Source organism: Thermosynechococcus sp. B1 (assembly GCF_030322985.1).
GTDB lineage: Bacteria > Cyanobacteriota > Cyanobacteriia > Thermosynechococcales > Thermosynechococcaceae > Thermosynechococcus.
The window spans coordinates 1-26,988 of record NZ_CP096573.1; the positions used below are offsets into that span (position 1 = coordinate 1).

General features: G+C 52.2%; 24 protein-coding genes. 14 read left to right on the forward strand and 10 right to left on the reverse strand.

Features of this window, described 5'->3' with window-relative positions:
- Both dnaA and ispD read left to right on the forward strand, forming a co-directional pair.
- A complete protein-coding gene (gene dnaA / locus M0644_RS00005; protein WP_149816991.1) occupies window positions 1–1,362 on the forward strand; it encodes a chromosomal replication initiator protein DnaA in 1,362 nt (453 codons plus the stop codon).
- Window positions 1,363–1,413: 51 nt separating this feature from the next.
- On the forward strand, window positions 1,414–2,121 hold the full coding sequence (gene ispD / locus M0644_RS00010) for a 2-C-methyl-D-erythritol 4-phosphate cytidylyltransferase (protein WP_149816993.1): 708 nt from the start codon (window positions 1,414–1,416) through the stop codon (window positions 2,119–2,121).
- Here the strand turns inward: ispD and M0644_RS00015 are convergent.
- Entirely contained in the window at window positions 2,118–2,507 is a 390-nt protein-coding gene (locus tag M0644_RS00015) for a hypothetical protein (RefSeq protein WP_149816995.1), read from the reverse strand. The genes ispD and M0644_RS00015 overlap by 4 nt on opposite strands.
- A gap of 100 nt (window positions 2,508–2,607) precedes the next feature.
- Window positions 2,608–3,789, reverse strand: a complete 1,182-nt coding sequence (locus M0644_RS00020; protein WP_190278282.1) for an aldo/keto reductase — start codon at window positions 3,787–3,789, stop codon at window positions 2,608–2,610.
- Window positions 3,790–3,943: 154 nt separating this feature from the next.
- On the opposite strand from M0644_RS00020, the gene M0644_RS00025 reads away from it, so the two are divergent.
- From M0644_RS00025 to lipA, 5 genes are all read left to right on the forward strand, one after another.
- Window positions 3,944–4,978 carry a PstS family phosphate ABC transporter substrate-binding protein gene (locus tag M0644_RS00025; protein WP_286626034.1) on the forward strand — a complete coding sequence of 345 codons (1,035 nt, stop codon included), beginning with the start codon at window positions 3,944–3,946 and terminating at the stop codon, window positions 4,976–4,978.
- A 95-nt stretch (window positions 4,979–5,073) separates the two neighbouring features.
- Window positions 5,074–5,778 carry a helix-turn-helix domain-containing protein gene (locus M0644_RS00030; RefSeq protein WP_286626035.1) on the forward strand — a complete coding sequence of 235 codons (705 nt, stop codon included), beginning with the start codon at window positions 5,074–5,076 and terminating at the stop codon, window positions 5,776–5,778.
- 71 nt (window positions 5,779–5,849) lie between these two features.
- Window positions 5,850–6,995 carry an NDP-sugar synthase gene (locus tag M0644_RS00035; protein WP_286626036.1) on the forward strand — a complete coding sequence of 382 codons (1,146 nt, stop codon included), beginning with the start codon at window positions 5,850–5,852 and terminating at the stop codon, window positions 6,993–6,995.
- Between the two features lie 16 nt (window positions 6,996–7,011).
- Window positions 7,012–8,016: a permease gene (locus M0644_RS00040; RefSeq protein WP_286626037.1), complete on the forward strand. Its 1,005-nt coding sequence runs from the start codon at window positions 7,012–7,014 to the stop codon at window positions 8,014–8,016.
- Window positions 8,017–8,018: 2 nt separating this feature from the next.
- Window positions 8,019–8,915 carry a lipoyl synthase gene (lipA, locus tag M0644_RS00045; protein WP_286626038.1) on the forward strand — a complete coding sequence of 299 codons (897 nt, stop codon included), beginning with the start codon at window positions 8,019–8,021 and terminating at the stop codon, window positions 8,913–8,915.
- Between the two features lie 136 nt (window positions 8,916–9,051).
- Here lipA and M0644_RS00050 read toward each other — a convergent pair whose 3' ends face one another.
- Window positions 9,052–9,582 (reverse strand): Dps family protein, encoded by a 531-nt coding sequence (locus M0644_RS00050; protein WP_286626039.1) that lies wholly within the window; start codon window positions 9,580–9,582, stop codon window positions 9,052–9,054.
- 105 nt (window positions 9,583–9,687) lie between these two features.
- Between M0644_RS00050 and M0644_RS00055 the strand changes: the two genes are divergently transcribed.
- A complete protein-coding gene (locus M0644_RS00055; protein ID WP_149817010.1) occupies window positions 9,688–9,954 on the forward strand; it encodes an Asr1405/Asl0597 family protein in 267 nt (88 codons plus the stop codon).
- Here the strand turns inward: M0644_RS00055 and M0644_RS00060 are convergent.
- The 6 genes from M0644_RS00060 to M0644_RS00085 all read right to left on the reverse strand — a co-directional run bounded on the left by M0644_RS00060 (window position 9,951) and on the right by M0644_RS00085 (window position 18,773).
- Window positions 9,951–13,598 carry a right-handed parallel beta-helix repeat-containing protein gene (locus tag M0644_RS00060; protein WP_286626040.1) on the reverse strand — a complete coding sequence of 1,216 codons (3,648 nt, stop codon included), beginning with the start codon at window positions 13,596–13,598 and terminating at the stop codon, window positions 9,951–9,953. The two genes, M0644_RS00055 and M0644_RS00060, sit on opposite strands and share 4 nt — an antisense overlap.
- Window positions 13,599–13,746: 148 nt before the next feature.
- Window positions 13,747–14,907, reverse strand: coding sequence for a PQQ-dependent sugar dehydrogenase (locus M0644_RS00065; protein ID WP_399374400.1), 1,161 nt, complete (start codon window positions 14,905–14,907; stop codon window positions 13,747–13,749).
- A 28-nt stretch (window positions 14,908–14,935) separates the two neighbouring features.
- Window positions 14,936–15,268 carry a hypothetical protein gene (locus M0644_RS00070; protein ID WP_286626042.1) on the reverse strand — a complete coding sequence of 111 codons (333 nt, stop codon included), beginning with the start codon at window positions 15,266–15,268 and terminating at the stop codon, window positions 14,936–14,938.
- A 10-nt stretch (window positions 15,269–15,278) separates the two neighbouring features.
- A complete protein-coding gene (gene rpoD / locus M0644_RS00075) occupies window positions 15,279–16,454 on the reverse strand; it encodes an RNA polymerase sigma factor RpoD (RefSeq protein ID WP_286626043.1) in 1,176 nt (391 codons plus the stop codon).
- A 486-nt stretch (window positions 16,455–16,940) separates the two neighbouring features.
- Window positions 16,941–17,714, reverse strand: a complete 774-nt coding sequence (locus tag M0644_RS00080; RefSeq protein WP_286626045.1) for a hypothetical protein — start codon at window positions 17,712–17,714, stop codon at window positions 16,941–16,943.
- A gap of 9 nt (window positions 17,715–17,723) precedes the next feature.
- The gene (locus tag M0644_RS00085; RefSeq protein ID WP_286626046.1) at window positions 17,724–18,773 is read right to left on the reverse strand and encodes a PstS family phosphate ABC transporter substrate-binding protein; all 1,050 of its coding nucleotides are present in this window, start codon (window positions 18,771–18,773) and stop codon (window positions 17,724–17,726) included.
- Window positions 18,774–19,493: 720 nt separating this feature from the next.
- Between M0644_RS00085 and pstS the strand changes: the two genes are divergently transcribed.
- The 4 genes from pstS (at window position 19,494) to pstB (ending at window position 23,356) form a co-directional block, all read left to right on the forward strand.
- Window positions 19,494–20,573, forward strand: a complete 1,080-nt coding sequence (pstS, locus tag M0644_RS00090) for a phosphate ABC transporter substrate-binding protein PstS (RefSeq protein ID WP_149817021.1) — start codon at window positions 19,494–19,496, stop codon at window positions 20,571–20,573.
- 95 nt (window positions 20,574–20,668) lie between these two features.
- Window positions 20,669–21,637 (forward strand): phosphate ABC transporter permease subunit PstC, encoded by a 969-nt coding sequence (pstC, locus tag M0644_RS00095; protein ID WP_149817023.1) that lies wholly within the window; start codon window positions 20,669–20,671, stop codon window positions 21,635–21,637.
- 8 nt (window positions 21,638–21,645) lie between these two features.
- Window positions 21,646–22,533: a phosphate ABC transporter permease PstA gene (pstA, locus tag M0644_RS00100; protein ID WP_149817025.1), complete on the forward strand. Its 888-nt coding sequence runs from the start codon at window positions 21,646–21,648 to the stop codon at window positions 22,531–22,533.
- 22 nt (window positions 22,534–22,555) lie between these two features.
- Window positions 22,556–23,356: a phosphate ABC transporter ATP-binding protein PstB gene (gene pstB, locus M0644_RS00105; RefSeq protein WP_286626047.1), complete on the forward strand. Its 801-nt coding sequence runs from the start codon at window positions 22,556–22,558 to the stop codon at window positions 23,354–23,356.
- A gap of 3 nt (window positions 23,357–23,359) precedes the next feature.
- On the opposite strand, the gene gatA is transcribed toward pstB, so the two are convergent.
- Entirely contained in the window at window positions 23,360–24,808 is a 1,449-nt protein-coding gene (gatA, locus tag M0644_RS00110) for an Asp-tRNA(Asn)/Glu-tRNA(Gln) amidotransferase subunit GatA (RefSeq protein ID WP_286626048.1), read from the reverse strand.
- 203 nt (window positions 24,809–25,011) lie between these two features.
- On the opposite strand from gatA, the gene M0644_RS00115 reads away from it, so the two are divergent.
- Together M0644_RS00115 and M0644_RS00120 are read left to right on the forward strand one after the other, a co-directional pair.
- Window positions 25,012–25,395, forward strand: coding sequence for a hypothetical protein (locus M0644_RS00115; RefSeq protein ID WP_286626049.1), 384 nt, complete (start codon window positions 25,012–25,014; stop codon window positions 25,393–25,395).
- Entirely contained in the window at window positions 25,392–26,948 is a 1,557-nt protein-coding gene (locus tag M0644_RS00120; protein WP_286626050.1) for a DUF697 domain-containing protein, read from the forward strand. Before M0644_RS00115 ends, M0644_RS00120 begins: the two co-directional genes overlap by 4 nt.
- Window positions 26,949–26,988 lie beyond the last annotated feature (40 nt).

A 26,988-nucleotide genomic window follows, 5' to 3' on the forward strand; every position in this document is an offset into this window, starting at 1 on the left:
GTGATTAGCTCTGCCGAAGATCTCTGGCACCAAATTTTGGAGCGGTTGCAACTGTTGCTCAGTCGCCCGACGTTTGAAACTTGGATTAAGACAGCAACGGTGCAGTCCTTTGATGGCCAGACCCTTACGATTTGCACCCCCAATCCCTTTGCCCGCAATTGGCTGCAAAAGTACTATTTGAAAACCATTGCCGATGTGGCACGGGAAATTGTCGGTGAGGCGGTGGAGATTGAGCTGGCGATCGCCCAAGGGGCAGAGCATGACACCAGTATTCGCCCCACCAGTCGTGCTGAAGTAGAGGCCACCACCCCGCCCGCTCGTCATCGCGGCAGTGAACTGAATCCCAAGTATGTCTTTTCCCGCTATGTCGTTGGCCCCAATAATCGCATGGCCCATGCGGCCTGCTTGGCAGTGGCAGAATCACCGGGGCGGGAGTTTAATCCCCTCTTTCTCTGTGGCGGTGTTGGCTTGGGCAAGACCCATCTGATGCAGGCGATCGGTCACTATCGCTTGGAAATTGACCCCAATGCCAAGATTTTCTATGTCTCGACCGAGCAGTTTACGAATGACTTGATTGCCGCCATCCGCAAAGACAGTATGCAGAGCTTTCGCGAGCACTATCGGGCGGTGGATGTCATGCTCGTGGATGATATTCAATTTATTGAGGGCAAGGAATACACCCAAGAGGAGTTTTTTCACACCTTCAATACACTGCACGAGGCCGGTAAGCAGGTGGTTTTGGCCAGCGATCGCCCCCCCAGTCAAATTCCCCGCCTGCAAGAGCGCCTCTGCTCCCGCTTTTCCATGGGTCTGATTGCCGATATTCAACCCCCCGATCTCGAAACGCGCATGGCCATTCTCCAGAAAAAAGCGGAGTACGAAAATATCCGCCTGCCCCGCGATGTGATTGAGTATATTGCCGCCAGCTACACTTCCAATATTCGGGAACTAGAGGGGGCACTGATTCGAGCGGTGGCCTACATTTCCATTTCTGGGTTGCCGATGACGGTGGAAAATATTGCCCCCGTTCTGAGTCCAGCCATCCGCAAAATTGAGACCTCCCCAGAGGTGATTCTGAATGTGGTCTCTGAAGCCCTGAATGTGTCCATTAGTGATCTCAAGGGCAACTCCCGCCGTCGCGAAATTAGTATGGCGCGTCAAATTGGCATGTACCTGATGCGCCAATATACTGGCCTCAGCTTGCCGAAAATTGGTGAAGAGTTTGGCGGCAAGGATCACACCACCGTCATGTATAGCTGTGACAAGGTGGCCGAATTGCAGCGTACCGATCCAGAAATGGGCAGCCTGCTGCGACAACTCAGCGATCGCATTAACTTGGCCAGCCGTCCCACAGAGCCATAATGCCCAGAGCCTTCCTATGCCAAGATAAAAACAGTCTTAAAAGGGGTATGAATGCACATCCTCATTCCCGCCGCCGGCATGGGTAAACGCATGGGGGCAGGCCACAATAAACTGCGCTTGCAACTCTTGGGTAAACCCCTTTTGGCATGGACATTGGCAGCGGTGGCTGCCGCGGAAGCGATTGAATGGATTGGCGTTATTGGCCAGCCAGAGGATTTTCCCACTTGGGAAGCACTCCTTGGGGACTTGAACCTACGGCAGCCCGTCCAGCTTATCCAAGGGGGTGAGACCCGTCAAGCCTCCGTTTTTAATGGGTTACAGGCACTTCCCGAAAGGGCTGAGCAGGTGCTGATCCACGATGGTGCCCGCTGCCTTGCCACCCCCGATCTGATCAACCGCTGTGCCCAAGCCCTAGAGACCTATGCCGGACTCATTGCCGCCGTGCCGGTCAAAGATACGATTAAAATCGTCAACCGTGAAGGGGTTGTCGTCCAAACCCCAGAGCGGGACTCCCTGTGGGCGGCTCAAACTCCCCAAGGCTTTCGCGTCGAACCCTTGCGTATTGCCCATGAAATGGCGGTGGCCAGAGGCTGGGAAGTCACAGACGATGCTGCCCTCTTTGAACGCCTAGGCTATGCCGTGCACATTGTTCTAGGCGAAGAAACCAATCTCAAGATAACCACTCCCAGCGATCTCCCCCTTGCAGAACGAATCTTGCAGCATCGCCAAGAGCAAGGCCAAAGGGACACGATGCCCTAGGCCAAGGTTTCGGGACAGTAGCCCAAGCCTTGAATGAACTGCTTGCGAAACGCTTCAATGTCGTCGTAGTTGGGGTAGCCATGGGAGACAATCGCCACTTGATAACGGCGCATCACATCCACCATTGACTGTCCGGTTTCCAGTGCCCACAGTGCCATTTTCAGCGAAATCCCTGGTGTGTAGGGGAATCCCAATTCGTTCAAGAAGGCGCGGAAATTCCCTGCTTGTTCGTCGGAGAGGGGCGAATGCATTTTAATGCGAATCACCCACCCATCCACTTGATGAATGACTGTAACAAACTGTATTGGTAGCTTGGCGTATTCATGCAAGAATTGCACAACCCGCAGGGTAAGGCTGGCATTGCTGAGGTGATAGATGAAATCCATGGTGTTGACCTCTTACCCTTGATACTTTTATTGTCGGTGGCACCTAGAGCGATCCCCTAGGGGAATTGTCCGCGATTTACTGGGGAAAACTCCCCTATCCTTAGGATTGAGATAAGCGCTGCTGCGGAGTACCACTGAGCAGATCATGGGCTGCCTGCAAAATCCTTGGAATCTTCTGCCGATGGGGACTCTTTTGCAAACAGGGGTCTAAATCCAAGTGCTTGACCTGTGCTGCATTCGCCCCCGGAAACCAGTGGCCACCGTTGCCAAGCAAGTTATAGCGCATACGGGCGTACTCAAGCAAATCGTAGGCCTGCACCAGATTCCACAGCCAGAGAATGGTGGGGATATTCACCTCACCGGGGGTGTGGCGATAGTCTGGCAGTCCCTGATGCCAAGTGTGGTACCAGTCTTCCCCCAAACGCTCAATGGCGGCTTGCTCCAGCCGTACCAAGATCGGCGGCAAAATTTCATCGGCCCGATCCAACAGATCGAGCACCTTGAGATGCTCATCAAAATCACTGGGGCAAGCAGCACCGACACTCAGGGTATGCACTTGGGGATGGGAGAGGCAAAACAGATCGTTAAAGACCAGCGGGCTGAGGGGGGCACACAGTTCCACAAGGCGTTGGGGTGGTTTGTAGAGCATCCCCCCCTTATCCGCAGGGCTAATGATGAAGACGCCCATATCACGGGCTTGGGCATCGAGAATCGCCGGCCAATTCTGCTGATTGATGTAGTACCAATGTAGGTTGACATAGTCAAACACATCGCTGGCGATCGCCTGCCGAATCACCTCTAGGCTGCCGTGGGTAGAAAAGCCAATGAAGCGAATCTTTCCTGCCGCTTGCCAGTCCCGTGCCACCTCTAGGCAGCCCCCCGGTCGCAGCACCTGTTCCAGATGCTCTGGCAAATTAAGGCCATGAATCGCCAGCAAATCGATGTAGTCCAGCCGCAGATTGCGCAGCGAGGTTTCCAAGGTTGCCCGAAACTCCTTGGCGGTGGGTCGCGGCCCCACTTTGGTTTGCACAATCAGCTTTTCGCGAGGCAGCCGCGGCAGAATTTTGCCCAACTGCACTTCTGAGGTGCCATAGCCCCGGGCGGTTTCAATATGATTAATGCCTAGCTCCACGGCTCGGCAAATCGTCGCCTCTAAATTGCGTTGATTCTCTTCTGGAATCGTACTCGGACTGACATCCTGCCATGAAAACTGATAGCGCATGCCGCCACAGGAAAAGACAGGCATCGGTAATTGGGTACGACCAAAGCGACGGTAGCGCATGTTGAACTCAATGAACGCTTCTTCATCATTGTCGCGGAATTCCCGATCCTTCGCTAACGGGGGCATGAGGGGCTGAGGCAGCGTCACTGAAGAGAGTATCCACAACATCCCTTGGTTTGGGCTAGGCTAGAAAAAATGACAGCAATTATTTTGTATGTTCCAAGGGAAAAGCAATTCTCTCCTGCCTCTACTCCTTTCCCTGCTGGCTACCCTCGGCCTTTTGGGCGTTGGTGCAGGGCTGGTGCTTCGCCTCGTCAATAACGGCGAAATCATTGGCAATGGCGGTCTCAATCTCGGAACCGAGGGTCGATCTACGTTTAGCCAAGTCAAGAATGTCCCCAGTGGCCTTTTTAATTATGGCGGTAGCACCACTTGGGCACCCATTCGCCGCGATGTGGATCCGCTGCTGCAAGCGGCTTGGCCCAATTTTCAACTGCGCTATGTGGATCCGCCCACAGGAACGCCGGGGTCGGGCAGTGGGATCCGCATGTTATTGAATAATCAACTGTCTTTCTCCCAATCTTCCCGTCCCCTCAAAGACGAGGAGTTAGCCAAGGCGGCGGCTCAGGGTATTAAATTAACTGCCATTCCTGTTGCCATTGATGGGCTAGCGATCGCTGTCAATCCGAGGCTAGAGATTGCCGGACTGACGGTGCAACAAGTGGTGGATATTTACACCGGCAAAGTGACCAATTGGCAGCAGGTGGGCGGCCCCAACCAAAAGATTACCCCCTTCTCTCGCCGCCCGGAAGATGGTGGTACCGTTGAATACTTTATTCAGGAAGTGCTAGGGAAGCAGCCCTTTGGTCGCAATGTGGTCATGGTTCGCGATACCACCGATGGCCTACGGCGGGTCGCCGCGACACTGGGGGGGATTTACTATGCTTCTGCCCCAGAGGTGGTGGGTCAGTGCAGCATCCACCCACTTCCCCTTGGCCGCCAAGCCAATCAATACGTGCCTCCCTATCAGGAACCCTACGTTCCTCCGGAACGCTGTCCCCAAGAGCGCAATCAACTGAATCACCAGGCATTTCGAGAGGGGACGTATCCCATCACCCGCCGCCTATTTGTCATTACCAAGGAGGACAATAGCCTCGATGCCCAAGCAGGACGTGCCTACGCTGCACTCTTGCTCACGGATCAAGGGCAAGCGGCCATTGAAAAAGCAGGGTTTGTGCGCCTGCGCTAGCGATCGCCCCTTGAACAGGGCTTTGGCCAAAATCAACATTCTGGCACCGTCACCCCAGATAATAGATCTGGCCACCTGCTTCTTAATCTGGATCCATGACCTACAAGCGACTCAGTGACAGCGAACGCCAGCGTGTCTTTCAACAGTACACTGTCGGACAAACCATCAAAGCTCTGGCTGCAGAATTTGGTGTGAGTGAAAACACCATTCGGCGTGTGATCAAACAAATGGAAGAAGAAGCGGCTGCCCCTGAAGCTCCCCTATTGGCCATGGCTACAACGGATGACATGCCAGAGGAAGAGGATCTAGAAGATGTAGAGACGGCAGAGGCCGTTGTCCTCGATGAGGATGACTACAGTGATGCAGAGGATGACGATCTCGAAGATGACGATGACGAGGAACTTGAGGGGGACATTCCCTTACCGGATCTCGCCGATGTAGAAGTGGTGCAGTCGGTGGAGGTCATTCCCCTTGCCGAAGCGGTGCTGCCCCGTCCCTGTTATGTTGTGGTGGATCGGCGGGCGGAACTGCTCACCCGTCCCCTAGAAGCCTTTCGCGGTTTAGGTGCCCTTTCCAGTGAAGAAGCGCAACAAAGTACTCTACCGATTTTCGATAGCCGCCCCGTGGCTTTACGCTATTCCCAGCAAAATCAACGCCTCTATAAGGCCAGTGATGTCCAATGGCGCAAGACCGTTGTTAAGGTGCCTGACGGCGAAATGTTGCGGAAAGTGCGCAGCTATCTTCAGTCAAAAGGGATTACCCGCTTGCTTTACCATGGGCGGGTGTATGCCCTGGATTGAGGTAAGCTAGGGGGGATAATCATAAGCGGGGATGTCTCCCTTGCAGTGTTGGTAGATTGGGTAAAACCGATATGAAAGCAATGATCTTGGCGGCTGGAAAAGGCACGCGGGTACGCCCGATTACATACACCATTCCGAAGCCAATGATCCCAATTCTGCAAAAACCGGTGATGGAGTTTTTGGTGGAACTTTTGCGGCAGCATGGGTTTAACCAGATTATGGTGAATGTGAGCCACCTCGCCCATGAAATTGAAAGCTACTTTCAGGATGGGCAGCGGTTTGGGGTGGAGATTGCCTACTCCTTTGAGGGCTATATCAAGGATGGCGAACTCGTCGGTAAAGCCCTAGGCTCTGCGGGGGGGATCAAGCGGATTCAAGATTTTCACCCCTTTTTTGATGACACCTTTGTGGTGCTGTGTGGGGATGCCCTGATTGACTTGGATTTGACAGCAGCCGTGGCTTGGCACCGCCAAAAGGGGGCGATCGCTACCGTCATTATGAAGACAGTGCCCAAAGAAGATGTCTCGAGCTATGGCGTTGTTGTCACCGATGAGAGCGATCGCATTGTTGCCTTCCAAGAAAAACCTAGTGTCGAAGAGGCTCTAAGCAACAATATCAACACGGGGATTTATATTTTTGAGCCAGAAATTCTCGACTACATTCCCTCCAATCAAGAATACGACATTGGCAGCCAGCTGTTCCCTAAATTGGTGGAAATGGGTGCCCCCTTCTATGGCCTAGCGATGGACTTTGAATGGATTGATATTGGTAAAGTCCCCGACTACTGGCAAGCGGTGCGTGGCGTTCTTGAGGGCACAATTAAAAATGTCTCGATTCCCGGCCATGAGCAGTCCCCCGGCATTTATACCGGGCTGAATGTGGCGGTCAACTGGAATAAAGTCACAATTCAAGGCCCCGTGTACATTGGCGGCATGACCAAGATTGAAGATGGGGCAACGATTATTGGGCCGACGATGATTGGCCCCAATTGCCACATTTGTAGCGGTGCGGTCGTCGATAACTGTGTGATTTTTGAGTATTCTCGCCTTGGCTCTGACGTTCGTCTTGTGGATAAGCTGGTCTTTGGCCGCTACTGTGTTGATAAAACAGGGACAACGATTGATCTGAAGGCCGCTGCCCTTGATTGGTTGATTACCGATTCACGGCAAACGGATATTCAGCCGAGTCCCCTCGAGTTGAAGGAGATTGTGTCCTAGACCCCGCTATACACCCATGGCATTTGCGAATCAGTTGCAAAGCGGTTTTACCCTTTTTCTGAGCCTACTGGTGGAGGCAGTGCCGTTTCTGCTGCTGGGCATTTTGCTCTCTAGCGCACTGCTGCTGTTTGTCGATGAGCAGGCACTGATTCGTCGCTTGCCGCGATCGCCCCTCTTGGGGGCCTTGGTGGGCAGTTGCATTGGTTTTCTTTTTCCCGTGTGCGAGTGTGGTAATGTGCCGGTGGCGCGGCGATTATTGGTGCAAGGACTGCCTACATCCGTGGCCATTGGTTTTTTGTTGGCGGCACCGACAATCAACCCGATTGTGATTTGGGCAACGTGGACGGCCTTTCGTGATCAACCGGAGATTGTCGTCTTTCGCGTCCTCTTCTCACTGGCGATCGCCACCATTATTGGCTGGGTCTTTAGTTTCCAAAAGGATCTAACCCCCTTTTTGCAGCCCACCGTCACCAGTCTCATGCGTCGTCCCCAGCCTCAGGCAGCCACTATACCGGCCTTGCTCCAGTCAGGCACCTACCTGTTGGGAACCCCCGGCCAACCCCTTGCCATGGAAACTCTCACGCTTGCGCCACCGACTGCAACGATGCCTTGGCAGCAGCGTCTGCCCCAAGTCCTAGAGAATGTGGTGCAGGAATTTCGTGAACTGGGGGGAATTTTAGTCCTCGGTAGCCTAGTGGCGACTATTATTCAGGTGGCCGCCCCCCGCGAACTCATTCTCAGCCTTGGCCAAGGGCCGGTGATCTCGATTGTGGCAATGATGATCTTGGGCACAGTGATTTCCATTTGCTCGACGGTTGATGCCTTTTTTGCCCTTGCCTTTGCTGCCACGTTTACGCCGGGGTCAATTCTTGCTTTTCTTGTCCTCGGACCGATGGTGGATCTCAAGGGGCTGGGATTACTGCTGACGATTTTTCGCCCCCGTGCTCTAATTTACCTCTTTCTGTTGGTGGCACAATTGACGTTTTCCCTTTGTTTGTTTTTGAATTTGCAGTGGAGTTAGCCGTGGTTGTTAAGCCAGAGTGGTTACGGGTCAAAGCACCCCAGTGGCAGCGGGTCGGTTCCGTCAAGGAACTGTTGCGGGACTTAAACCTCAATACCGTTTGCGAAGAGGCCTCTTGCCCCAATATTGGTGAATGTTTTCATGAGGGAACGGCGACATTTTTAATGATGGGGCCAGCTTGCACCCGCGCTTGTCCTTACTGCGATATTGATTTTGCGAAAAAGCCACTGCCCTTGGATGCCACTGAACCCCAGCGACTGGCGGAAGCAGTGGTGCGAATGCAGCTCAATCATGTTGTCATTACCTCGGTAAATCGGGATGACTTGGCTGATGGTGGTGCCTCTCAGTTTGTGGCCACGATTCAGGCTGTGCGGGCGCGATCGCCCCAAACAACCATTGAAGTGCTCATTCCCGATCTCTGTGGCAATTGGCAGGCCTTAGATCAAATTCTCGCCGCCAGTCCCGAAGTGCTGAACCACAACACCGAAACCGTGCCCCGTCTCTATCGGCGGGTGCGTCCCCAAGGCAACTATCAGCGCAGTCTGGAACTGCTGCAACGGGTGCGCGATCGCGCCCCTTGGATCTACTCAAAGTCTGGCATCATGGTGGGCTTGGGAGAAACCCCTGAGGAAGTGGCAGCGGTGATGGCGGATCTGCGTCAAGTGGGCTGTGATATTCTCACGATTGGCCAGTATCTGCAACCGAGTCCGAAGCACTTACCCGTGCAGGCTTTTATTCCACCAGAGCAATTTGAAGCATGGCGACAGCTTGGCGAATCCATGGGCTTTTTGCAGGTGGTCTCCTCTCCCCTCACCCGCAGTTCCTACCATGCCGAGCAGGTGCGTGCCCTGATGCAACAGTATCCCCGCCAGCGTCCTGCAACAAACCCCCTCGGATAAATTTATTGCAATTTAATCGCAACTAAGCTAGGCTAAGCAATAGGAAAAATCTGCATTAAAAAACCCCCTTGGGTGGGGGCGTTTTATGGACAACCGTGATCTTGCATTAAGGTTCGTTAACCAACATCGCGAAAAGCTACAACTTCAGGCTGTCGTTGGCCAAGAAATGACCAATGTGGTAGGCTCGCTCCTCCGTTTGCAGCAGGATTTGGTCATAGAGGTAGGCAGTGGCGCGATCGCCCAAACTCTCTGCTTGGGTAGCCTGTTGCCGCAGAACACTAATGATTGCCTGTTCGGCCTGCAAATCATTAGTGAGCATTTGGCGGCAGTTAAAAGCCCCCTCCGGTTCAGGGGTAAAGCAGCAGAGCGTGGCCAACTGTTGAAAACCGGCGGCGGGAACACCCCCCAGCCCATTCAGACGCTCACCCAAGTCATGGACGTGACCTTGCACCTGTTCGTAGCAATTTTGGAAAAACTGATGCAGTGGATAAAATTCTGCCCCCTCAACCACAAAATGATGCTTTTGGTACTGCAAATACAGGGCTTGAAAACTGGCCAAGAGGCGATTCATCCCCTCACAGATGGGCGTGGTGGTGGCCTTCTCCAGCAGTACAACTGTATCTTTCATCTCGCCAAACGCTTGGCGCGGCAATGCACTGGTCGTCATAGCACGATGCTCCTTTGCGGACACTAGTGAGCTAACTAACTTAGCTCTGACAGCCCGATCCTAAACTACCTTTCTGTACATTTTCAATAGTGGAGTGCTTCTTGAATGTCTATAAACCCCCACCTTATTGCAGTTCAGTGGCAATTACGCTGGCCGATCTACCAACGGTTGATCGATCTAGAGGTGCCCTGTGACTATGCTCCCTATCAACCCCTGAGGGTCGAGGTCAACTCCCCCCTAGCTGCCTTACAGGTGTGGTCAGTGGTACGCCAAGTCTCTGCCCCTCGCGAGACCTTGATCAATTGGCTCGAACACTGTTGGCAGTGCTCTTTGACCACCTTGAGTGAGTATCACAATCCTGCTGAGTCCTAGGGGAACGTACAACCCGCAGGTGGTGCAGCACTGAATATGGCAGGCGTGATATTGGTAACTGTTCCAGTTGTGTTGATGGCCACACCACCATTGTTCGGGCTGAGATTAGGAAGATCAACAATACGGAGGCTGCTACTACTACCACCACGTACTAAGTCGAAACCTGCACCACTTGTTTGGACATTACTAAATACGTTTGCACACAGGGTTGCACTACTAACAGCCCGCAGCTGTAAACTTTTCGTGGCAGAATTCCCTTGAGTGAGGGTGTTATTGTTGACTGTGGCATTGAGGCGAGAAGTATTCTGAGCACGCAGTCGCACTGCTTCACCACCAGCTGTTGCTTGGATACTGTTATTGCTAACCTCAAGTTGCAAGCTAGCATTGTTAGTGGTATCGATTTCTATCCCGCGATCGCTGACACCAGAAAGCTGATTGCCAACAATTCTGACCCGTGCCGGTGTTGGACTTGCAGCCGTTGTTGTGAACTCGATGTCAATGCCGTCATTATTATTGCCAATATTTTGGATCACATTATTTTCAATGTTTAGTACCACCTGTCCCGCACTATTCGACTCTAGGGTGATGGCATCATCATTCAGGATATTGCGTATCTTATTGTTGCGAATTGTAATGTTTGCGCTGGGAGGTGCAATTGGAGCCGCACTGCTGACAATATCAAACGTCATCCCCGCATCAGAAATATTGTTAACCACGTTATTTTCTAGAACGGCTGTGAGGTTGGCACCATCGCCAATATTGAAGTCAATACCATCACTGCCATCAGTCCCTGTACCAATGTTGCGAATCTGATTGTTCCGAACAGTCACCGTTGCACTTGCAGGGGCAGTACAATTGGCAAACTGATTGTCACTGAAACGGTCAGCCACAGCAAAGCTATCGCCACGGCAGAGGTTGAATTCAATTCCATCCACACGATTACCTGGCGTCAAGTTGTTTTCAGTCACGTTGTCTTCGATGGTGATGTTGGCGTTGCCACGATTGTTGCGAATGAAGATGCTAGCTTCAAGGTTAGTATCTGTTGCTGTTTGGCCAACATTACGGACAGTGTTGCCACGAATAGTTACATTTCCAACGGCATTATCTAGGCCAATTCCCTCACCAATCCCCCCATCAACAGTGTTATTTTCAATCGTTGCGTTGGTGCTTTCAGTAATGCTGATGCCACGGCGGTTAAAGGCAGGGGCAGTTGTGCTCGTAATTGTAACGGTATTATTGCGAACCACAGGGGATTGTACATTTTGCAAGATAATACCTGCGGCATTTGTAACGGTGATGGTATTGTTGTTAACCGTAGGCGTCAATACAGAGTTATTTTGACCACGTAAGCGAATTGCTTCGCCTGTATTGGTTAAGGTGTTGTTGCTGATTTCAATTGCTAAGCGAGCATTATTAGTGGTGTCCACTTCAATCCCGCGATCGCTAATGTTATTCAGTTGATTCCCCACAATTCTGACTTGTGCAGGGGTTGGACTTGCAGCCGTTGTTGTGAACTCGATGTCAATGCCGTCATTATTATTGCCAATATTTTGGATCACATTATTTTCAATGTTTAGTACCACTTGTCCCGCACTATTCGACTCTAGGGTGATGGCATCATCATTCAGGATATTGCGTATCTCATTGTTGCGAATTGTAATGTTTGCGCTGGGAGGTGCAATTGGAGCCGCACTGCTGACAATATCAAACGTCATCCCCGCATCAGAAATATTGTTAACCACGTTATTTTCTAGAACGGCTGTGAGGTTGGCACCATCGCCAATATTGAAGTCAATACCATCACTGCCATCAGTCCCTGTACCAATGTTGCGAATCTGATTGTTCCGAACAGTCACCGTTGCACTTGCAGGGGCAGCACAATTGGCAAACTGATTGTCACTGAAACGGTCAGCCACAGCAAAGCTATCGCCACGGCAGAGGTTGAATTCAATTCCATCCACACGATTACCTGCCGTCAGGTTGTTTTCAGTCACGTTATCTTCGATGGTGATGTTGGCGTTGCCACGATTGTTGCGAATGAAGATGCTAGCTTCAAGGTTAGTATCTGTTGCTGTTTGGCCAACATTACGGACAGTGTTGCCGCGAATAGTTACATTTCCAAGGGCATTATCTAGGCCAATTCCCTCACCAATCCCCCCATCAACAGTGTTATTTTCAATCGTTGCGTTGGTGCTTTCAGTAATACTGATGCCACGGCGGTTAAAGGCAGGGGCAGTTGTGCTCGTAATTGTAACATTATTATTGCGAACCACAGGGGATTCAGCATTGACTAAAATGATGCCACTGCCATTGGTACTCGTAATTTGGTTATTGGTAATTTGTACACCAGTACTATTCGTTATACTGATGCCGTTGGCATTGATGGTTGTAATTTGATTGTTGAGAATACGCGGTGGATTGACGTTATTACCAATAATCGCAGGTTGGCCGGCAGGCGGTGTAATATTGAAGCCATCAATTGTATTATTCCTAGCTAAAACAATAGTGGCAGCTATAATAGGCTGTTGGTTACTCGGTGTGAGCGCAGGAATCGTAATGGTTCCTACTGTACTTGGTAGTTGCCGATTGACAGTTGTCGAGAGGAGTTGGACGCCATCTCGGAGATTAATTGTGCCCTGACCTGCGGTATTGCCATCGGTGTCAGCAACGCCAACTAAGACAATATCGTTTTGAGTGAGGGGTAAATCATTAATACGAGCCGCGCTGCCAGCGCCGGTATCAACTGTGAAAACGCGATAAGGCTGACCTGTAGCAGGGTTAATTGCCGCAATTTGATCCTCAACAAGTTCGTTATCAACGGTAATAAAGCTAAGGCGCTCGGGGGATTCGCCTAGACGGGCTGCTACATTTTGACCCTGTTCTGGAGTACGGCGGCGACTACCTGCGACACCGGGAAAAGAAACCCCAATTCCAAACCAAGCTTTCGTGCCAAAGCGATCATCATTTTGCACTGTTGCACTGAGGCTGAGGTACTCAATAGGGCGGGTAGCTAAACGGGCACGGACGCCCACAAAATCAGCAATACTCTCACCGCTGTAGTAGTATAAACCTGCGTAACCCCGCAGATAGTCTTTACCTAATGGAACCAATCGGGTTCCTACTTCAAAGTCAAAACCCGTCAGCGCTTCTTGGAAAAGGCGATCGCGATCAAGGAGAATCTGGTTGTTTTGAATGGTGCCGATTGAACCCACTGCTTGATTGAGAAGGACTTGTCGAGTCCCTAGGGGGATATAGCCGTTTATACGGACATCAACATCTCCCAAGAGTTCCAGACCAAGCCCAAGCTGGTTAAAACCTGCATCTCCCGTGTTGCGAAAATCGTAGGATAGGTAGCCACCAAGGGCAAATTTCTGATTGCCTGTCAGGGCACGGTAGCCAAGGGTCAAATTGTACCCCAAGGCTGTATTGGGCGTGGCCATGAGGAGTTTGCCTTCAAAGAAGCCGACGCTAGCACCCTGCTGTTGAAAGAACGGAATAAATGTTTCTGCACTGAGGTAGTTATCAAAACCAGCGCCTTCACTATTGAAGCGAATCGTTCCACGGGGCTGGATTCGAGGCCCTAACATTTCCTCTGCTGATGACTGGCTAACGGCTGCATTGTTCAATCCCAAAATGACGCCCAAGCCAACTAGGCAGCTTCCTAGAAGCTTCCCCCAAGAACGCATATACACTCCTCAACACCTAAACTGGCGGTAGCCGATGATGTGCGACCGCCTTGATAAAGATATTGGTTTGCATTTAAGGAGCGATAAAGAACTGCTTAGCTCAACGTTAAGGAATCAGCCGCAACAGTCGGCCATTTTGGGGGTCATCCGTGAGAACATATAGGTAGCCATCAGGGCCTTGGCGCACATCCCGTACCCGCTGACCGATGGGGATGCGCCCTTGGCTTGCAACAGCAGTATTGGTATTCACTCGAATTTTGCGCACATCTTGGGAAACTAGGCCACCAGCGAAGAGGGCACCTTGCCACTGGGGAGCGCGATCGCCCCGATAAACTGCTAGCCCCGAAGGCGCAATGGCCGGTGTCCACACCACCAAAGGATCCACCATCCCCGGCCGGCGCCGCTCTGGGGTAATTTCTGCGCCCCAATACTCACGGCTATAGGTGACCACTGGCCAACCGTAGTTGGCACCGCCCTGAATGCGATTGAGTTCATCGCCACCGAGGGAGCCGTGCTCCGTTGACCACACCGCTTCTGTGACTGGATCAACCACCAGTCCTTGAATATTGCGGTGGCCGTAGCTCCAGAGTTCGGGGGTGGCTGTGGCGTCGCCGACAAAGGGATTGTCCTTTGGCACAGTGCCATCGTCCCGCAGGCGAATAATTTTGCCCAAATGACTGCGGCGGTTTTGGGCTTGCTCGCGAATTAATTTGCCCTCCAGTTCAATTGGGGGATTGCCGCCATCGCCAATGGCCATGAGCAATGTGCCGTCGGGGAGCCAAGCCAAGCGGGAGCCAAAATGCTGTCCCCCAGTTTTCGCTTGCGAGACTTCAAAGAGAACTGTCACCTCTTCAAGGCGATCGCCCACCAGACGCCCCCGTGCTAGGCGAGTACGATTCGCGGATGCTGTGCCATGGGCATAGGTAAGATAAACCCAATTGTTTTCAGCAAAGCGGGGGTGAAGGGCGACATCCAATAAGCCCCCTTGGCCTTGGGCAAAGACCGGCGGCACGCCACGAATAGGTGAACCCAAACGCCCTTGGTGAAATCGCCGCAATCGTCCGGGACGCTCAGTAATCAACGCACTGCCATCCGGCAGCCAAGTTACTGCCCAAGGATGCTCTAACCCTTCAACAACGGTTTCAATGCGTACCGCCAGTGTTGGTGGTGGCTGCGATTCTAACAGGGGTTCAGCGGTTGATAAAGGTAACGGGGTATCCGACTGCGCAATGGGACTACAGCCTAGGAATACCCCGATCGCCCCCATGAGGGGGAGTAATTTGACAAATCGATAACTAGGCAATGGGTGTCACATCTTCAGAACGCTCTGCACCTTCAGACTCCGGCAAGACCACCGGCAGTTCCAAAGAGGTAGCATCAGAAGCAGGGGTCGGGGCATCCGTTTGCTGCTGCCGTTGCCAGAGGGTCACCCCCACTGCCGCTGCTGTAATTGCACCTGCACCCAGTCCAAGGGCGATCGGCAGCTTGCTGCTATCGAAAAATGAGGAATTACTCAGACTTTGACTTAACCCTTTGGCATAGGCACAGGCTTGGGCAGAACTGGGTTGCGGCATTGCCACCAGAGTGGCAGACAGACCAACAGTCAGGGCAATGAGGGGACGCAACATAAACGACTCCTTAACGAATGTATTCTTTGAGGACACTGTTGCGGTTGGGATGGCGCAGTTTCCGCAGGGCCTTGGCCTCAATTTGGCGAATGCGCTCACGGGTGACATTAAAGAGTTGACCAATTTCCTCCAACGTTTTCATGCGACCATCGTCCAAGCCATACCGCAGTTTTAACACATCTCGCTCGCGGGGGCTAAGGGTACACAATACCGTTTCTAAATCTTCGCGCAGCAGGTGCTTGGACACTTGATCTTCAGGGGTTTCACCGTCGGACTCGATGAAGTCCCCCAGACGGGAATCCTCTTCTTTACCGATGGGGGTTTCTAGGGAAATGGGAAGTTGAGCCGATTTGGCAATGAAGCGCAGCTTTTCAATGGTCATTTCCATGCGATCGGCAATTTCTTCCTCAGTGGGTTTGCGCCCCATTTCCTGTGAGAGGAGCTTGGTGGTTTTCTTGATCCGCGAAATGGTTTCGTACAGGTGCACAGGTAGACGAATGGTGCGGGATTGATCGGCAATGGCGCGGGTAATCGCTTGGCGAATCCACCAGGTGGCGTAGGTGGAAAATTTATAGCCCTTTTCGTGATCAAATTTCTCGGCAGCACGGATGAGCCCTAGGCTGCCCTCTTGAATCAAGTCCTGAAAGGATAGCCCCCGGTTCATGTATTTTTTGGCGATCGACACCACCAGTCGCAGGTTTGACTGCACCATTTTTTCCTTGGCTTTGCGACCGACAAAGAGACGATGCCGAAATGCCTGCACCGTCATCCCTAGTTCTGTGGCCCAAGGTTCGGGATTGCGCTCTAGTTCTTCAGGGGTACAGCCCAGTTGTTCGCACAGGCGATCGCGCACTCGCTCCATTTCTAGGAGATCGGCAATTTTGCGCGCCAGTTCAATTTCCTCATCAGCACGCAACAGACGAATGCGGCCAATTTCTTGCAAATAGAGGCGAATCGAGTCCTCAGTGTAATGTTTCTTCTTGACTTGTGTCCGTCGTCGGCTGGCACGACCTTTTGTGGGCTTGCCGTCAAGATCATCGCTGACCTCCTCAAAGTCTTCGCTCTCCTCTTCCTCGATCTCTACAGCCTCTACACCATCAAGGCCATAATCACTGAGCAGAGCCACCTCGTCTTCAAGGGGGGCTGTTGCGGGGTCGTAAACGTCAAGTACATTCACTTGGGTCATGCCGTTGTCCTCGTAAAATCTCCCTAAATGTGTATTGTCAGTGTGTTGTCGACAACCGTTGCCTTTGGTGACGCTAGAATCGTCAGCCACATTTCAATCATGGAATGTAGCCAAGGAAAGCGGTTGGACGGGGGCATAGGCTCTAGATTCCACATCCTCAGGATCTCTGCCGCTGGATCATCTTGAAAAATTTCCTGTGTGACCCACGGGGTCAGGGAGCAGGCAGTAGCGAGCGGTTGAGACTGTGCAGGAATCTTTTGACTAATTTTAACTAAAACCTCATTGATTGTAGCCTTTCTAACAGAAATCGCCCACAGCAGAGGGATAAATTTTTCGGGAATTCAGGGCTAGCGATCGCTCGCGTCAACAACCGCTAACAAATTCTAATTTGCTGTTCTCAGATAAAATTTCTATCCCTGCTGAGGGAAATTTCTTGCTTCTAGCCTAGCTAATTTATCGCCGTTCCGCCGTACCCGTTACGTTTGATCACGAACGATCACGAAACGCCCGAATCGTGGCTTGCAGTGCCTGAGTGCCCCTGACATCACTGCTGTAATAAAACCGCAGGGGAATTACCTGCCCATTCTGCAACTCCAAGGCCAAGCGAGCTGATACTCTGCCCTTCTGACCACGGGAGAGCTGTACGACGACATCCTTGAGGTCATGCCAAGGGAAGGTTTTCTTTTCTGTCCTGAGAAGACTGCTATATTGCAGCGATACCACCCCTGCACTTTTATCAAAAACCAGCACCAGCACCTTGGCTCCGATAAAGATTAGGGGTAAGCCTAGGCCCCAGCCAACAGCTAAGATCAAAAATCCCCACCAGTGGTTGTCTTCCACTAATGTCAAAGGGGGATGTTGCGGCTGCTGCAAAAAGCGACGGATGCGTTCGGCAACGGCTTCCCGATTCTGGCGATCGCGGGTAAATTCACCAAAGGCAATAGAACCCGCGGTGGTTTGTAGGTGCACCTGATAGACACGGTAGCGTTGTCCGCGACTAGAGCGCCACTGCTCGATAATGCCCACCCCTTGGAGCCGATTCAGGGGAATTTGGGTGATCTGTACCCCCGTTGCCGCAGAGCGCACCCAGCGACAGCGACTATCAATAACGCGAACCTCATGGCGGCACACCAGCTCATAGCGGGCTGCAAACCAAATCGGTACAGCAGCACCAACACAGAATATCAGACCTGCCAGCCACACCCCCCAAGGGCGACTGCGCAAAATCAGCCGCTGCTGAGACTTCTCGATAATTTCCATGCCCCTATTCTAGGGGGTCGGATTATTGGCATGGGCCTCTTGGAAGATCACCTGACGCCGCAGCACCTCTTCAATTGTTACATCAGGTTCAGGCACCCCCTTGAAGGCAGTCCCCACCTCTAGGCGAATAAACTGAATGCCTGCCAAGCGATAGCCTTCGGGCGTAAGGGGGACATACCCAACCTTGGGAACGACCGTCGGTGCCTGCTGGATGTAATACTCGACAAACTGTCGCAGCAGGGGCTTGTCTTGGGCATATTTGGCATTGACATAGAGGAAGAGGGGGCGCGAGAGGGGCTGATAGGTACTGTTTTGCACCGTTTCCACTGAAGGTAGAATGGCGCCTCGGTCATCACTGACCGGCACAGCCCGCAGCCGATTCTGGTTGGCCATGTAGTAAGCATAGGGAAGGTAACCAAGGGCATTCACATCCCCGGCAATACCCCCTACGATTTCGTTATCGTCTTCGCTGGCTTTGTAGTCGGTGCGAGAGCCGCGCTGATTGCCAAGAATCGCCTCGTTGAAATAATCAAAGGTGCCTGAATCTTGACCCGGTCCCCAGAGCACAATGGGTGCATTGGGAAAGTCGGGACGTAATTGGTTCCAGCGAGTGAGCTTTTTCTCCGCCGCTTTTTCCCAGAGTTTTTTCAGCTCAGCCACAGAAATTTCCTTGAGCCAAGTATTTTGGGGATGGACGGCGATCGTCAGCGCGTCAAAGGCAATGGGCAATTCAATAAAGGGGACACCATTGGCAATGCACTCATTCATTTCGGTAATGAGGATCGGGCGAGAGGCGTCACTAATATCCGTTTTGCCGCTACAAAAGGCGCGAAAGCCAGCAGATGTCCCTGAAAAAGCAACAGCAATATCGGCCTCTTGACCATTGGGCGTGGTCTTAAACTCTTCGGCGATCGCCTTGGAAATCGGATAAACCGTACTCGAGCCATCCACCCGAATCACCTTCAGCATCGGATCATTAGATGCCGCCTCCATGGTGCAACCCACAAGGATGATGGCCAAAAGGGGTAAGACGCCACGTCTCAATTGCTGAAACTTCATAACTCAAGCCTCACTCTAAAAATGACGGATATTGCATCAATTAGAAAATTGGTGAATTCAACTATTTCCCCACTAAAACAAAATCACTAAAAACGATGAATAACTTGCCAAAACTATTTATAAATAAAACTTCAAAGATGAGTTATTAATATAAATCCTTCTAAAGTTAGTAACTTGAATTCAAAGAATTGAGACTTAAAAAGTCTTATCTTAAGGCATTTCGTTAGCCCTTCTCCCTAGAGAAAGTATTGTTGAGAACACCCTAGCGATAATCTTAGGCTGCCTTTGGTCTCAGGAACCTAGAGATTAAGAAAATTTTTATAAATTGCTTCCTTGAAAGTATTCCTCACTACACCCAGCGGAAAACTAAAGTTAGACTGCCCTACCCAAGCTTTGGTTCAGATCGACAGAGACTGCACAATAATAAAAAAACTTAATTAACAGATAGAGTCATTCTTAACCTAACCTTTACATCGTTCGCGTATTATCGCCCTAGCTTGTCTTTGAGTTGCGATAGATTTGTCGTTGCTATCGAGCAAGCTGTCATGCAGCCCTTGTTCTGAAAACTTATGGAGTACATGAACGGGGATGAGATCCTCGTGCCTGCTGTCAGTGCACAGTAGTTCTAACTACTTTGAGCAGTCTCAATCCTCACGAGAGGGGCTGTAAACACTGATGCATCAATGCATTTGTTCATTGTTCTTACTTGCGATCGCGCTTATGATCTTCAAACTCAGAAAATCTCGAATTCTCATTGCTGTTTGCGCCATCCTCACCGCTGGCATTGTTGTTGCCTGTGGCCCTCAGGGAGGGGGTGGCCCAAATCAAGCGGGCGAGCCGATAAACATTAATGGTGCCGGCGCCACTTTTCCAGCCCCCCTTTACCAAAACTGGTTCAAAACCTACGCCCAGCAGGTTGATCCCAACGTCCAAGTCAGTTATCAATCCGTTGGCAGTGGAGCAGGCCTCGAGCAATACATTAACGGTACAGTGGATTTTGCTGGTTCCGATGCCCCAATAGCCGGCGATCGCCTAAAATCCTTCCAAGAAAAATACAAGGTAGATCCAATTCAAGTGCCCATGGCGGGGGGTGCCGTTGTCTTTGCCTATAACCTGCCCGGTGTGGATGAGCTGAAATTACCGCGGGCGGTCTATTGCGACATCGTCATGGGCAAAATTACCCGCTGGAATGATCCCAAGCTGGTTGCCGCAAATGAGGGTAAAACGCTTCCCGATAAACCAATTACCTTTGCCCACCGCTCTGACGGCAGTGGCACCACATTTATTTTCACAAACCACATCAACACCGTGTGTCCCGGCTGGCCGGCAGGGGTTGGCACCTCCGTCAATTGGCCTGTGGGTGTTGGTGGCCAAGGCAATGAAGGCGTGGCTGCCCAAATTCAGCAAAACGAAGGCACCATTGGCTACGTCGAGTATGCCTATGCCAAACTCAACAACTTGCCCCGCGCCCTACTGGAAAACAAGGCAGGTAACTTCGTCTATCCTTCCCCGGAAGCTGCCTCCAAAGCCTTTGAGGGCGCTGACGTTCCCGAAGATTTTGCATTGTTAGTGCCGGATCCCGAAAATCCCGAAGCCTTTCCCATCGCTGGCTTGACATGGATCTTGGTGTATCCTGAGTACCAAGATGGCAGAAAATGGCAAGCCCTTAAAAATGTGCTGCTTTGGGCACTGGGCAATGAGGGCAAAAGCATTGCCGAACAACTGGACTATGTTCCCATGCCTGACGACATCGTCGAGCGAGTCAAGGCAACCCTCGATAAGGTGAAAGTTAAAGGCTAAATCATTTAACTGCAGGGGGAGTGTTTCCCCCTCGCAATCCCCTAGGATGAAAAAGAGTCAGTTATGGCAATTGATCAATATTACCCGTGAAACCTATGGCTGTTACCAGCACCCCCCCTGAATTACCGGATTTGGCTGCGATTGAGGCACGGAAAAACCTACGCTACTACCTCGATCAATCCTTCTACTATCTGACAATGGTCTTTGCCCTAGCGGTGGCTGTTGCCCTGCTCTGGATTGTGATTCAAATTGGCCTTGCGGCTATACCTGCAATTACACGATTTGGCCTGCGCTTTCTGGCTAGCACCACATGGGACCCGGTGCAAAATATCTACGGCATCCTACCCCAAATCTACGGTACCCTTGTGAGTGCCCTCATTGCCCTACTGGTGGCAGTTCCCCTAGGAATCGGTATTGCAGTCTTTTTAAGTGAGGACTTTCTACCGACATACCTAAGTACCCCCATCGCCTTTTCTATTGAGTTATTGGCAGCGATTCCCAGTGTGGTGATTGGTCTGTGGGGGATTTTTGTTCTCATTCCCTTTTTGCAACCCGTTTACAGTTTTTTGCATCAGCACTTTGGCTGGATTCCCTTTTTTGGTACCAGTCCCCGTGGTAACAACCTCCTCACCCTAGGTTTAGTGCTGGCCTTCATGATTTTGCCCTTGATTAGCTCCATTTCACGGCAAACGCTGGTTTCTTTGCCCCCTTACTTACGCCAAGGAGCAATGGCTCTGGGAGCCACCCGTTGGGAAACCATTTTGCGGGTTCTCATTCCGGCTGGCTTTTCTGGGATTGTCGGTTCAGTGATGTTGGCTTTGGGGCGAGCCATGGGCGAAACAATGGCCGCAGCGATGCTAGTGGGAAATGCCAACCGCATTAGCCTCTCAATCCTTGAGCCGGGTTCGACGATAGCGTCATTGATTGCCTCCCAGTTTGGTGAAGCAGGGCGAGAGCAAGTGGCTGCACTGCTGTATGCTGGTTTGGTGCTCATGATCCTGACGCTGCTGGTCAATATCTTGGCGGAAATCATTATTAAGAAGTTTCAAAACGTTGAGCGATAGGTTGCACCATGACAGAGATCAGTAACCGCCCTTCTGCCGCAGAGATTCAACTAGGCAAGGTCTGGACTTCGGCACGAAACCTCTTTGGTCTGTTGATGACAGGTGTGACGGGACTGTTTGCTGTCATTGCGGTGATTCCCTTGGCAGCCATTGTCATCAATGTGGCGTCCCAAGGACTGCTTCGGATCAACTTAGATCTGTTTACAAAACTCCCACCGCCACCGGGTCTGGGTGGGGGGGGCTTAGGTAATGCCATCGTTGGTACGTTAATTGTGCTTGCTGTTGCCATGGCGATTAGTGTTCCCATTGGGGTTTTGGGAGCCGTCTGGCTGTCGGAATTCGGGCGCGGCAGCAAAATTGCCTATTGGGTGCGGTTTTCGGCGAACGTTCTCAGCGGGGTGCCCGCTATTATCGCGGGTTTATTTTCCTACACGATTGTGGTCATGACCATGGGCACCTTTAGTGCTTTTGCCGGTGGGGTTGCCCTTGCAGTGGTCATGCTGCCCATTGTGATGCGAACCACAGAGGAGGGGTTAGTCCTCGTTCCTGAAGAGGTTCGTCTGGCGGCATTGGGGTTGGGGGCGACTCGTTTTGAAACCGTCAGTCGAGTGGTGCTTCCTGCGGCGCTACCCTCTATTGCTACTGCGGTGACTCTAGCGGTGGCACGGGCGGGGGGTGAGGCGGCTCCTCTCCTCTTTACAGCACTGAATAATAACTTCTGGTCAACGGATTTGTTTCGCCCCATTTCCACGCTTTCAGTACAGGTTTATTTCTTTGCCATCATTCCCTACAAACCCCAGCAGGAACTGGCATGGGCAGGCGCGTTGGTGTTGCTGAGCATCATCTTGCTCGTCAGTATTGTCTCGCGTCTGCTTACCCGTAAGAAACGCTACTAAGGACTTAAAAGGTAACTGTTCTATGACGACTCATCCTAAACCCACTCCCAAAGTCGTTCTCCAAGTCCAAGATGCCTCGATTTTCTATGGTTCATTTCGGGCAGTGCGGGATGTAACGATGGACATCTATGCCAATGAAGTGACGGCTCTCATTGGCCCATCGGGTTGTGGTAAAAGCACACTACTGCGCTGTTTTAACCGCATGAATGACCTAGTGCCAGGTGCTCGGGTAGAGGGCAAGATTACCTACCACGGCAAGGATCTCTACGCCAAGGAGGTGGATCCAGTAGAAGTGCGGCGGCGTATTGGCATGGTGTTCCAAAAGCCCAATCCCTTTCCGAAATCAATTTATGACAATGTGGCCTTTGGAGCGCGGGTCAATAAGTATAAGGGGGATTTGGGTGAGCTAGTGGAAACGGCGCTACGGCAGGCGGCTCTTTGGGATGAGGTGAAGGACAAGCTCAAAGAAAGTGGTCTATCGCTCTCTGGCGGACAACAGCAACGGCTATGTATTGCGCGGGCGATCGCCACCAAGCCTGAGGTCATCCTCATGGATGAGCCCTGTTCTGCCCTTGACCCCATTTCTACCCTCAAGGTGGAAGAACTAATCCATGAATTGAAGCAGAACTACACAATTGTCATCGTGACCCACAATATGCAGCAGGCAACTCGAGTCAGCGATCGCACCGCCTTCTTTAATGCCGAGGCCACTGAACGGGGCAACCGGGTGGGCTACCTTGTTGAGTATGATTACACTAGCGTCGTCTTCAATAACCCCAAAGAGCAAGCCACGATGGATTATGTCAGTGGCCGCTTTGGTTAAAGCCTAAAGCTGCGGCTGCTGCTGGTGCCAAGGGGTCGCCTGTTCATAGGCATAGGCCACGTGAAAGAGGGTCTCTTCCCCTAGGACGTTGCCAATCAATTGCAGACCAATGGGCAGCCCTTCCTGATCAAAGCCACAGGGGAGGCTCAAGCTTGGTAGCCCGGCAAGGTTGACGGGAATGGTCATCAGATCTGACAGGTACATACTCAGGGGGTCGGCGGTTTTTTCCCCAACTTTGAAGGCAGTGGTGGGGGTGGTGGGGCAAACCAAGACATCCACCTGTGCAAAGGCTTGGGCAAAGTCTTCTTTGATCAGGGTGCGTACCTTTTGTGCCCGTAGGTAGTAGGCATCATAGTAGCCAGCGGAAAGGGCGTAGGTGCCAATCATGATCCGCCGCTTCACCTCAGCCCCAAAGCCTTGGGCGCGGGTTTTCATGTACATTTCAAGGAGATCGCTGGCTCCTTCAGCGCGAAAACCAAAGTTCACGCCATCATAGCGGGCTAGGTTTGCCGAGGCTTCCGAGGGGGCAATGATATAGTAGGTGGGCAGGCCGTAGGCAAAGCGGGGACAGGAGAGTTCAACAATCGTGGCCCCCAATTCCTGAAGGGTTTTTAGGGCGGCTTCAAGGGCGGATTTCACCTCTGGTTGCACGCCTTCTGCTAGAGTTTCTTGAATGACGCCAAGGCGTATGCCTTTGAGATCGGGTTTGAGGGCTTGGGTGTAGTCGGGAATCGACACGCTGAGACTGGTGGCATCCTTGGGATCATGCCCCGCGATCGCTCCCAAAAGAATCGCAGCATCGGTAACCGTCGGTGCCAAAGGCCCAATTTGATCCAATGACGACGCATAGGCAACAAGGCCATAGCGCGACACCAAACCATAGGTAGGTTTGAGGCCGACCACCCCACAAAAGGCGGCGGGTTGACGAATGGAACCGCCCGTATCGGAACCAAGGGCAGCAGCACATTCTCCGGCAGCCACGGCGGCAGCAGACCCCCCAGAAGACCCCCCAGAGACCCGCTCTGGATGCCAAGGATTGGCGGTGAAACCAAAGGCAGAATTTTCAGTAGAGCTGCCCATGGCAAATTCATCGAGATTGGTTTTGCCCACCATAATCGCGCCAGCGGCCTGCAATTTTTGGGTCACAGTGGATTCGTAGGGGGGGACAAAGTGCTCCAGCATCTTAGAAGCACAGGTGGTGCGCACACCGTAGGTGCAAAGGTTATCCTTGATGGCCAAGGGAATCCCTGTGAGCACACCAATCTCTTCACCGGCAGCAATGCGCTCATCCACGGCGGCCGCTTGGGCAAGGGCGCGATCGCCCGTCACGGTTAAGAAGCTATGGAGCGTTGGCTCCACTTGGGCAATGCGATCTAAGTAAGCCTGGGTAATTTCAGTGGCGGAGCGTTCTTTGCGAACGAGTTGACGGTGGAGCTCCTGAATCACTGACATAAATGCAGATTCCCTAGTGACAATGCAACACTGGCGATCGCGGGCATGGCCGCAAACAGGCCAATCTTAAGTTTAGCAATGTGGCTGATCATTTATCGCCCCAGATGCAGCGCTTTGGCACGGCGCTGTCTCCTAATCAATCAGCGATATATTAGGAATCAAGAAGCCGTGACGACGGTGCCCATGCCCTTGGGGAGTATTCGATGGAACCGCTCGACCCCGTGGATCGGGAAGCCTTTAGCAATCCCACGTTGCAGCGATTGTGGTTCTTTGTCTATTTGCTGCCCATTTTTGGCATGATTCCAGCACTGTGGCAGTTGAGTCGCCGGGGGAGCGATCGCCAGACCCGTCAAGTCAGTCGTCTTGCTCTTCTCATTGGTCTCATTTGGCTGTTGGGCTATGGCCTGCTGAATGGGGCGGTCAGCGTGAGTGAAGCCCAGTCTCTGCATCATGGCCTATTACTCTTTCTCAATAGTCTCTGGGGATCCGCCTACTTTTTGGTGAACTTGGGGCTAATGGTGCGCCTATGGCGGGGGCGATCGCTGAAATTGCCCGTCTTGCAGCGTCTGATGAAATACCTGCCATGACCCCCAGGCGTTGGTTTTGGCCCCTGTTAGGATTCAGCGCCATTCTGGTGCTCATCCTCTGGTTGATATCGGCACTCACGTGGCTCTATGTGCAGGTGGCCTTTACTGCCCCCTTTTTGGCCAATCTCTTGGTGCTGATTTTCATTGGTCTATTGGGGGGGCTGCTCTATACCTTCTTTCGTTACCTGTACTTACTTGAGCGCAAGGGCAAGCCCAAGCCCGCTACCGCTACGCCCCAAGCCCCCCTTGATAAAACGGAAGCCGCCGCCGAAAACCTCAAAGCCCTACGGCAGCAACTGAGTCAAATTGAAGATGAGGTGGCACGGCAAGCACTGTTGGCACGGGCACGGGAGCTGGAGGAGGATTTTTACCGCCAAGAATTGCGCATTGTGGTCTTTGGCACCGGTTCAGCGGGTAAAACCTCTCTCGTCAATGCCCTCCTTGGTGAAATGGTGGGGGAAGTGGCACCAACAATGGGCACCACCGCAGTGGGGCAAACCTATCGTTTTTGGCTACCTAATACAGAGCGGGAAATTCTGATTACCGATACCCCCGGCATTTTGGAGGCGGGTGTGGCTGGAACCTACCGGGAACAATTAGCGCGACAACTGGCCGCAGAAGCAGATCTGCTGCTTTTTGTGCTCGATGATGACCTGCGCCAGTCGGAATATCTGCCCTTGGTCAACTTGGTGGAAATGGGCAAGCGATCGCTCTTGGTCCTCAATAAAATTGACTTGCGCTCCGAGGCCGATCAACTGGCTCTTTTGCGCCATCTACGGCAGCGAGTTAAGGGGTTGATTCCGCCCCAAGATGTCGTGGGTATTGCCGCCCGTCCCCAACCGATTCGCCTCGACACAGGAGAGTGGTTAGAACCCGAACCCCATATTTGGCCATTGATTCGGCGGCTGAGTGCCATTCTCCGCGAGGAAGGGGATGACCTCGTGGCAGATAATATCCTCTTGCAGTCTCAACGCCTAGGGGAGCAGGCTCGCAAAATCATTGATCAGCAACGGCGCCGCCAAGCCGATAAGGTGGTGGAGCGCTACCAGTGGATCAGTGCGGGTGTGGTCTGTGTCACGCCGATTCCCGGCGTAGATCTACTGGCTGCCGCCGCCGTGAATGCGCAAATGGTGATGGAAATTGGCAAGGTCTATGGCTGTGACCTGAATCGCGATCGCGCCCGCGAATTAGCCCTTTCCTTGGGCAAAACCCTGGTCAGCTTGGGCATTGTTAAGGGAGCCATGAATCTCGTCGGTACGGCCTTGCAATTGAGCATGGGGGGGCTGGTGGTGGGCAAAGCCGTCCAAGGGATTACAGCTGCCTACCTCACTCGCATTGCTGGTAAAAGTTTTATTGAGTATTTTCGCCACAACCAAGACTGGGGCGATGGTGGCATCAGCGAAGTAGTTCAACAGCAATTTGAACTCAATCGCCGCGATGAATTTATTCGCTCCTTTGTGCAGCAGGCGATCGCTCGCTTGCCATCGCAACTTGGAACCGTGATTCCTGAGGCGATGAAAACCCCTTTATCCCATGAGGAAGAGCTATCTTAAGCGATCCTAACAATTGCCCCAAGGACATCGGCAAAAACCG

Bases quoted from the DNA above. Each gene is read 5' to 3' on its own strand.
- ispD (WP_149816993.1), top strand. From the start codon at position 1,414: ATGCACATCCTCATTCCCGCCGCCGGCATGGGTAAACGCATGGGGGCA.
- M0644_RS00015 (WP_149816995.1), bottom strand. From the start codon at position 2,507: ATGGATTTCATCTATCACCTCAGCAATGCCAGCCTTACCCTGCGGGTT.
- M0644_RS00020 (WP_190278282.1), bottom strand. From the start codon at position 3,789: ATGCGCTACCGTCGCTTTGGTCGTACCCAATTACCGATGCCTGTCTTT.
- M0644_RS00025 (WP_286626034.1), top strand. From the start codon at position 3,944: ATGTTCCAAGGGAAAAGCAATTCTCTCCTGCCTCTACTCCTTTCCCTG.
- M0644_RS00030 (WP_286626035.1), top strand. From the start codon at position 5,074: ATGACCTACAAGCGACTCAGTGACAGCGAACGCCAGCGTGTCTTTCAA.
- M0644_RS00035 (WP_286626036.1), top strand. From the start codon at position 5,850: ATGAAAGCAATGATCTTGGCGGCTGGAAAAGGCACGCGGGTACGCCCG.
- M0644_RS00040 (WP_286626037.1), top strand. From the start codon at position 7,012: ATGGCATTTGCGAATCAGTTGCAAAGCGGTTTTACCCTTTTTCTGAGC.
- M0644_RS00050 (WP_286626039.1), bottom strand. From the start codon at position 9,582: ATGACGACCAGTGCATTGCCGCGCCAAGCGTTTGGCGAGATGAAAGAT.
- M0644_RS00055 (WP_149817010.1), top strand. From the start codon at position 9,688: ATGTCTATAAACCCCCACCTTATTGCAGTTCAGTGGCAATTACGCTGG.
- M0644_RS00065 (WP_399374400.1), bottom strand. From the start codon at position 14,907: ATGGGGGCGATCGGGGTATTCCTAGGCTGTAGTCCCATTGCGCAGTCG.
- M0644_RS00070 (WP_286626042.1), bottom strand. From the start codon at position 15,268: ATGTTGCGTCCCCTCATTGCCCTGACTGTTGGTCTGTCTGCCACTCTG.
- rpoD (WP_286626043.1), bottom strand. From the start codon at position 16,454: ATGACCCAAGTGAATGTACTTGACGTTTACGACCCCGCAACAGCCCCC.
- M0644_RS00080 (WP_286626045.1), bottom strand. From the start codon at position 17,714: ATGGAAATTATCGAGAAGTCTCAGCAGCGGCTGATTTTGCGCAGTCGC.
- M0644_RS00085 (WP_286626046.1), bottom strand. From the start codon at position 18,773: ATGAAGTTTCAGCAATTGAGACGTGGCGTCTTACCCCTTTTGGCCATC.
- pstS (WP_149817021.1), top strand. From the start codon at position 19,494: ATGATCTTCAAACTCAGAAAATCTCGAATTCTCATTGCTGTTTGCGCC.
- pstC (WP_149817023.1), top strand. From the start codon at position 20,669: ATGGCTGTTACCAGCACCCCCCCTGAATTACCGGATTTGGCTGCGATT.
- pstA (WP_149817025.1), top strand. From the start codon at position 21,646: ATGACAGAGATCAGTAACCGCCCTTCTGCCGCAGAGATTCAACTAGGC.
- pstB (WP_286626047.1), top strand. From the start codon at position 22,556: ATGACGACTCATCCTAAACCCACTCCCAAAGTCGTTCTCCAAGTCCAA.
- gatA (WP_286626048.1), bottom strand. From the start codon at position 24,808: ATGTCAGTGATTCAGGAGCTCCACCGTCAACTCGTTCGCAAAGAACGC.
- M0644_RS00115 (WP_286626049.1), top strand. From the start codon at position 25,012: ATGGAACCGCTCGACCCCGTGGATCGGGAAGCCTTTAGCAATCCCACG.
- M0644_RS00120 (WP_286626050.1), top strand. From the start codon at position 25,392: ATGACCCCCAGGCGTTGGTTTTGGCCCCTGTTAGGATTCAGCGCCATT.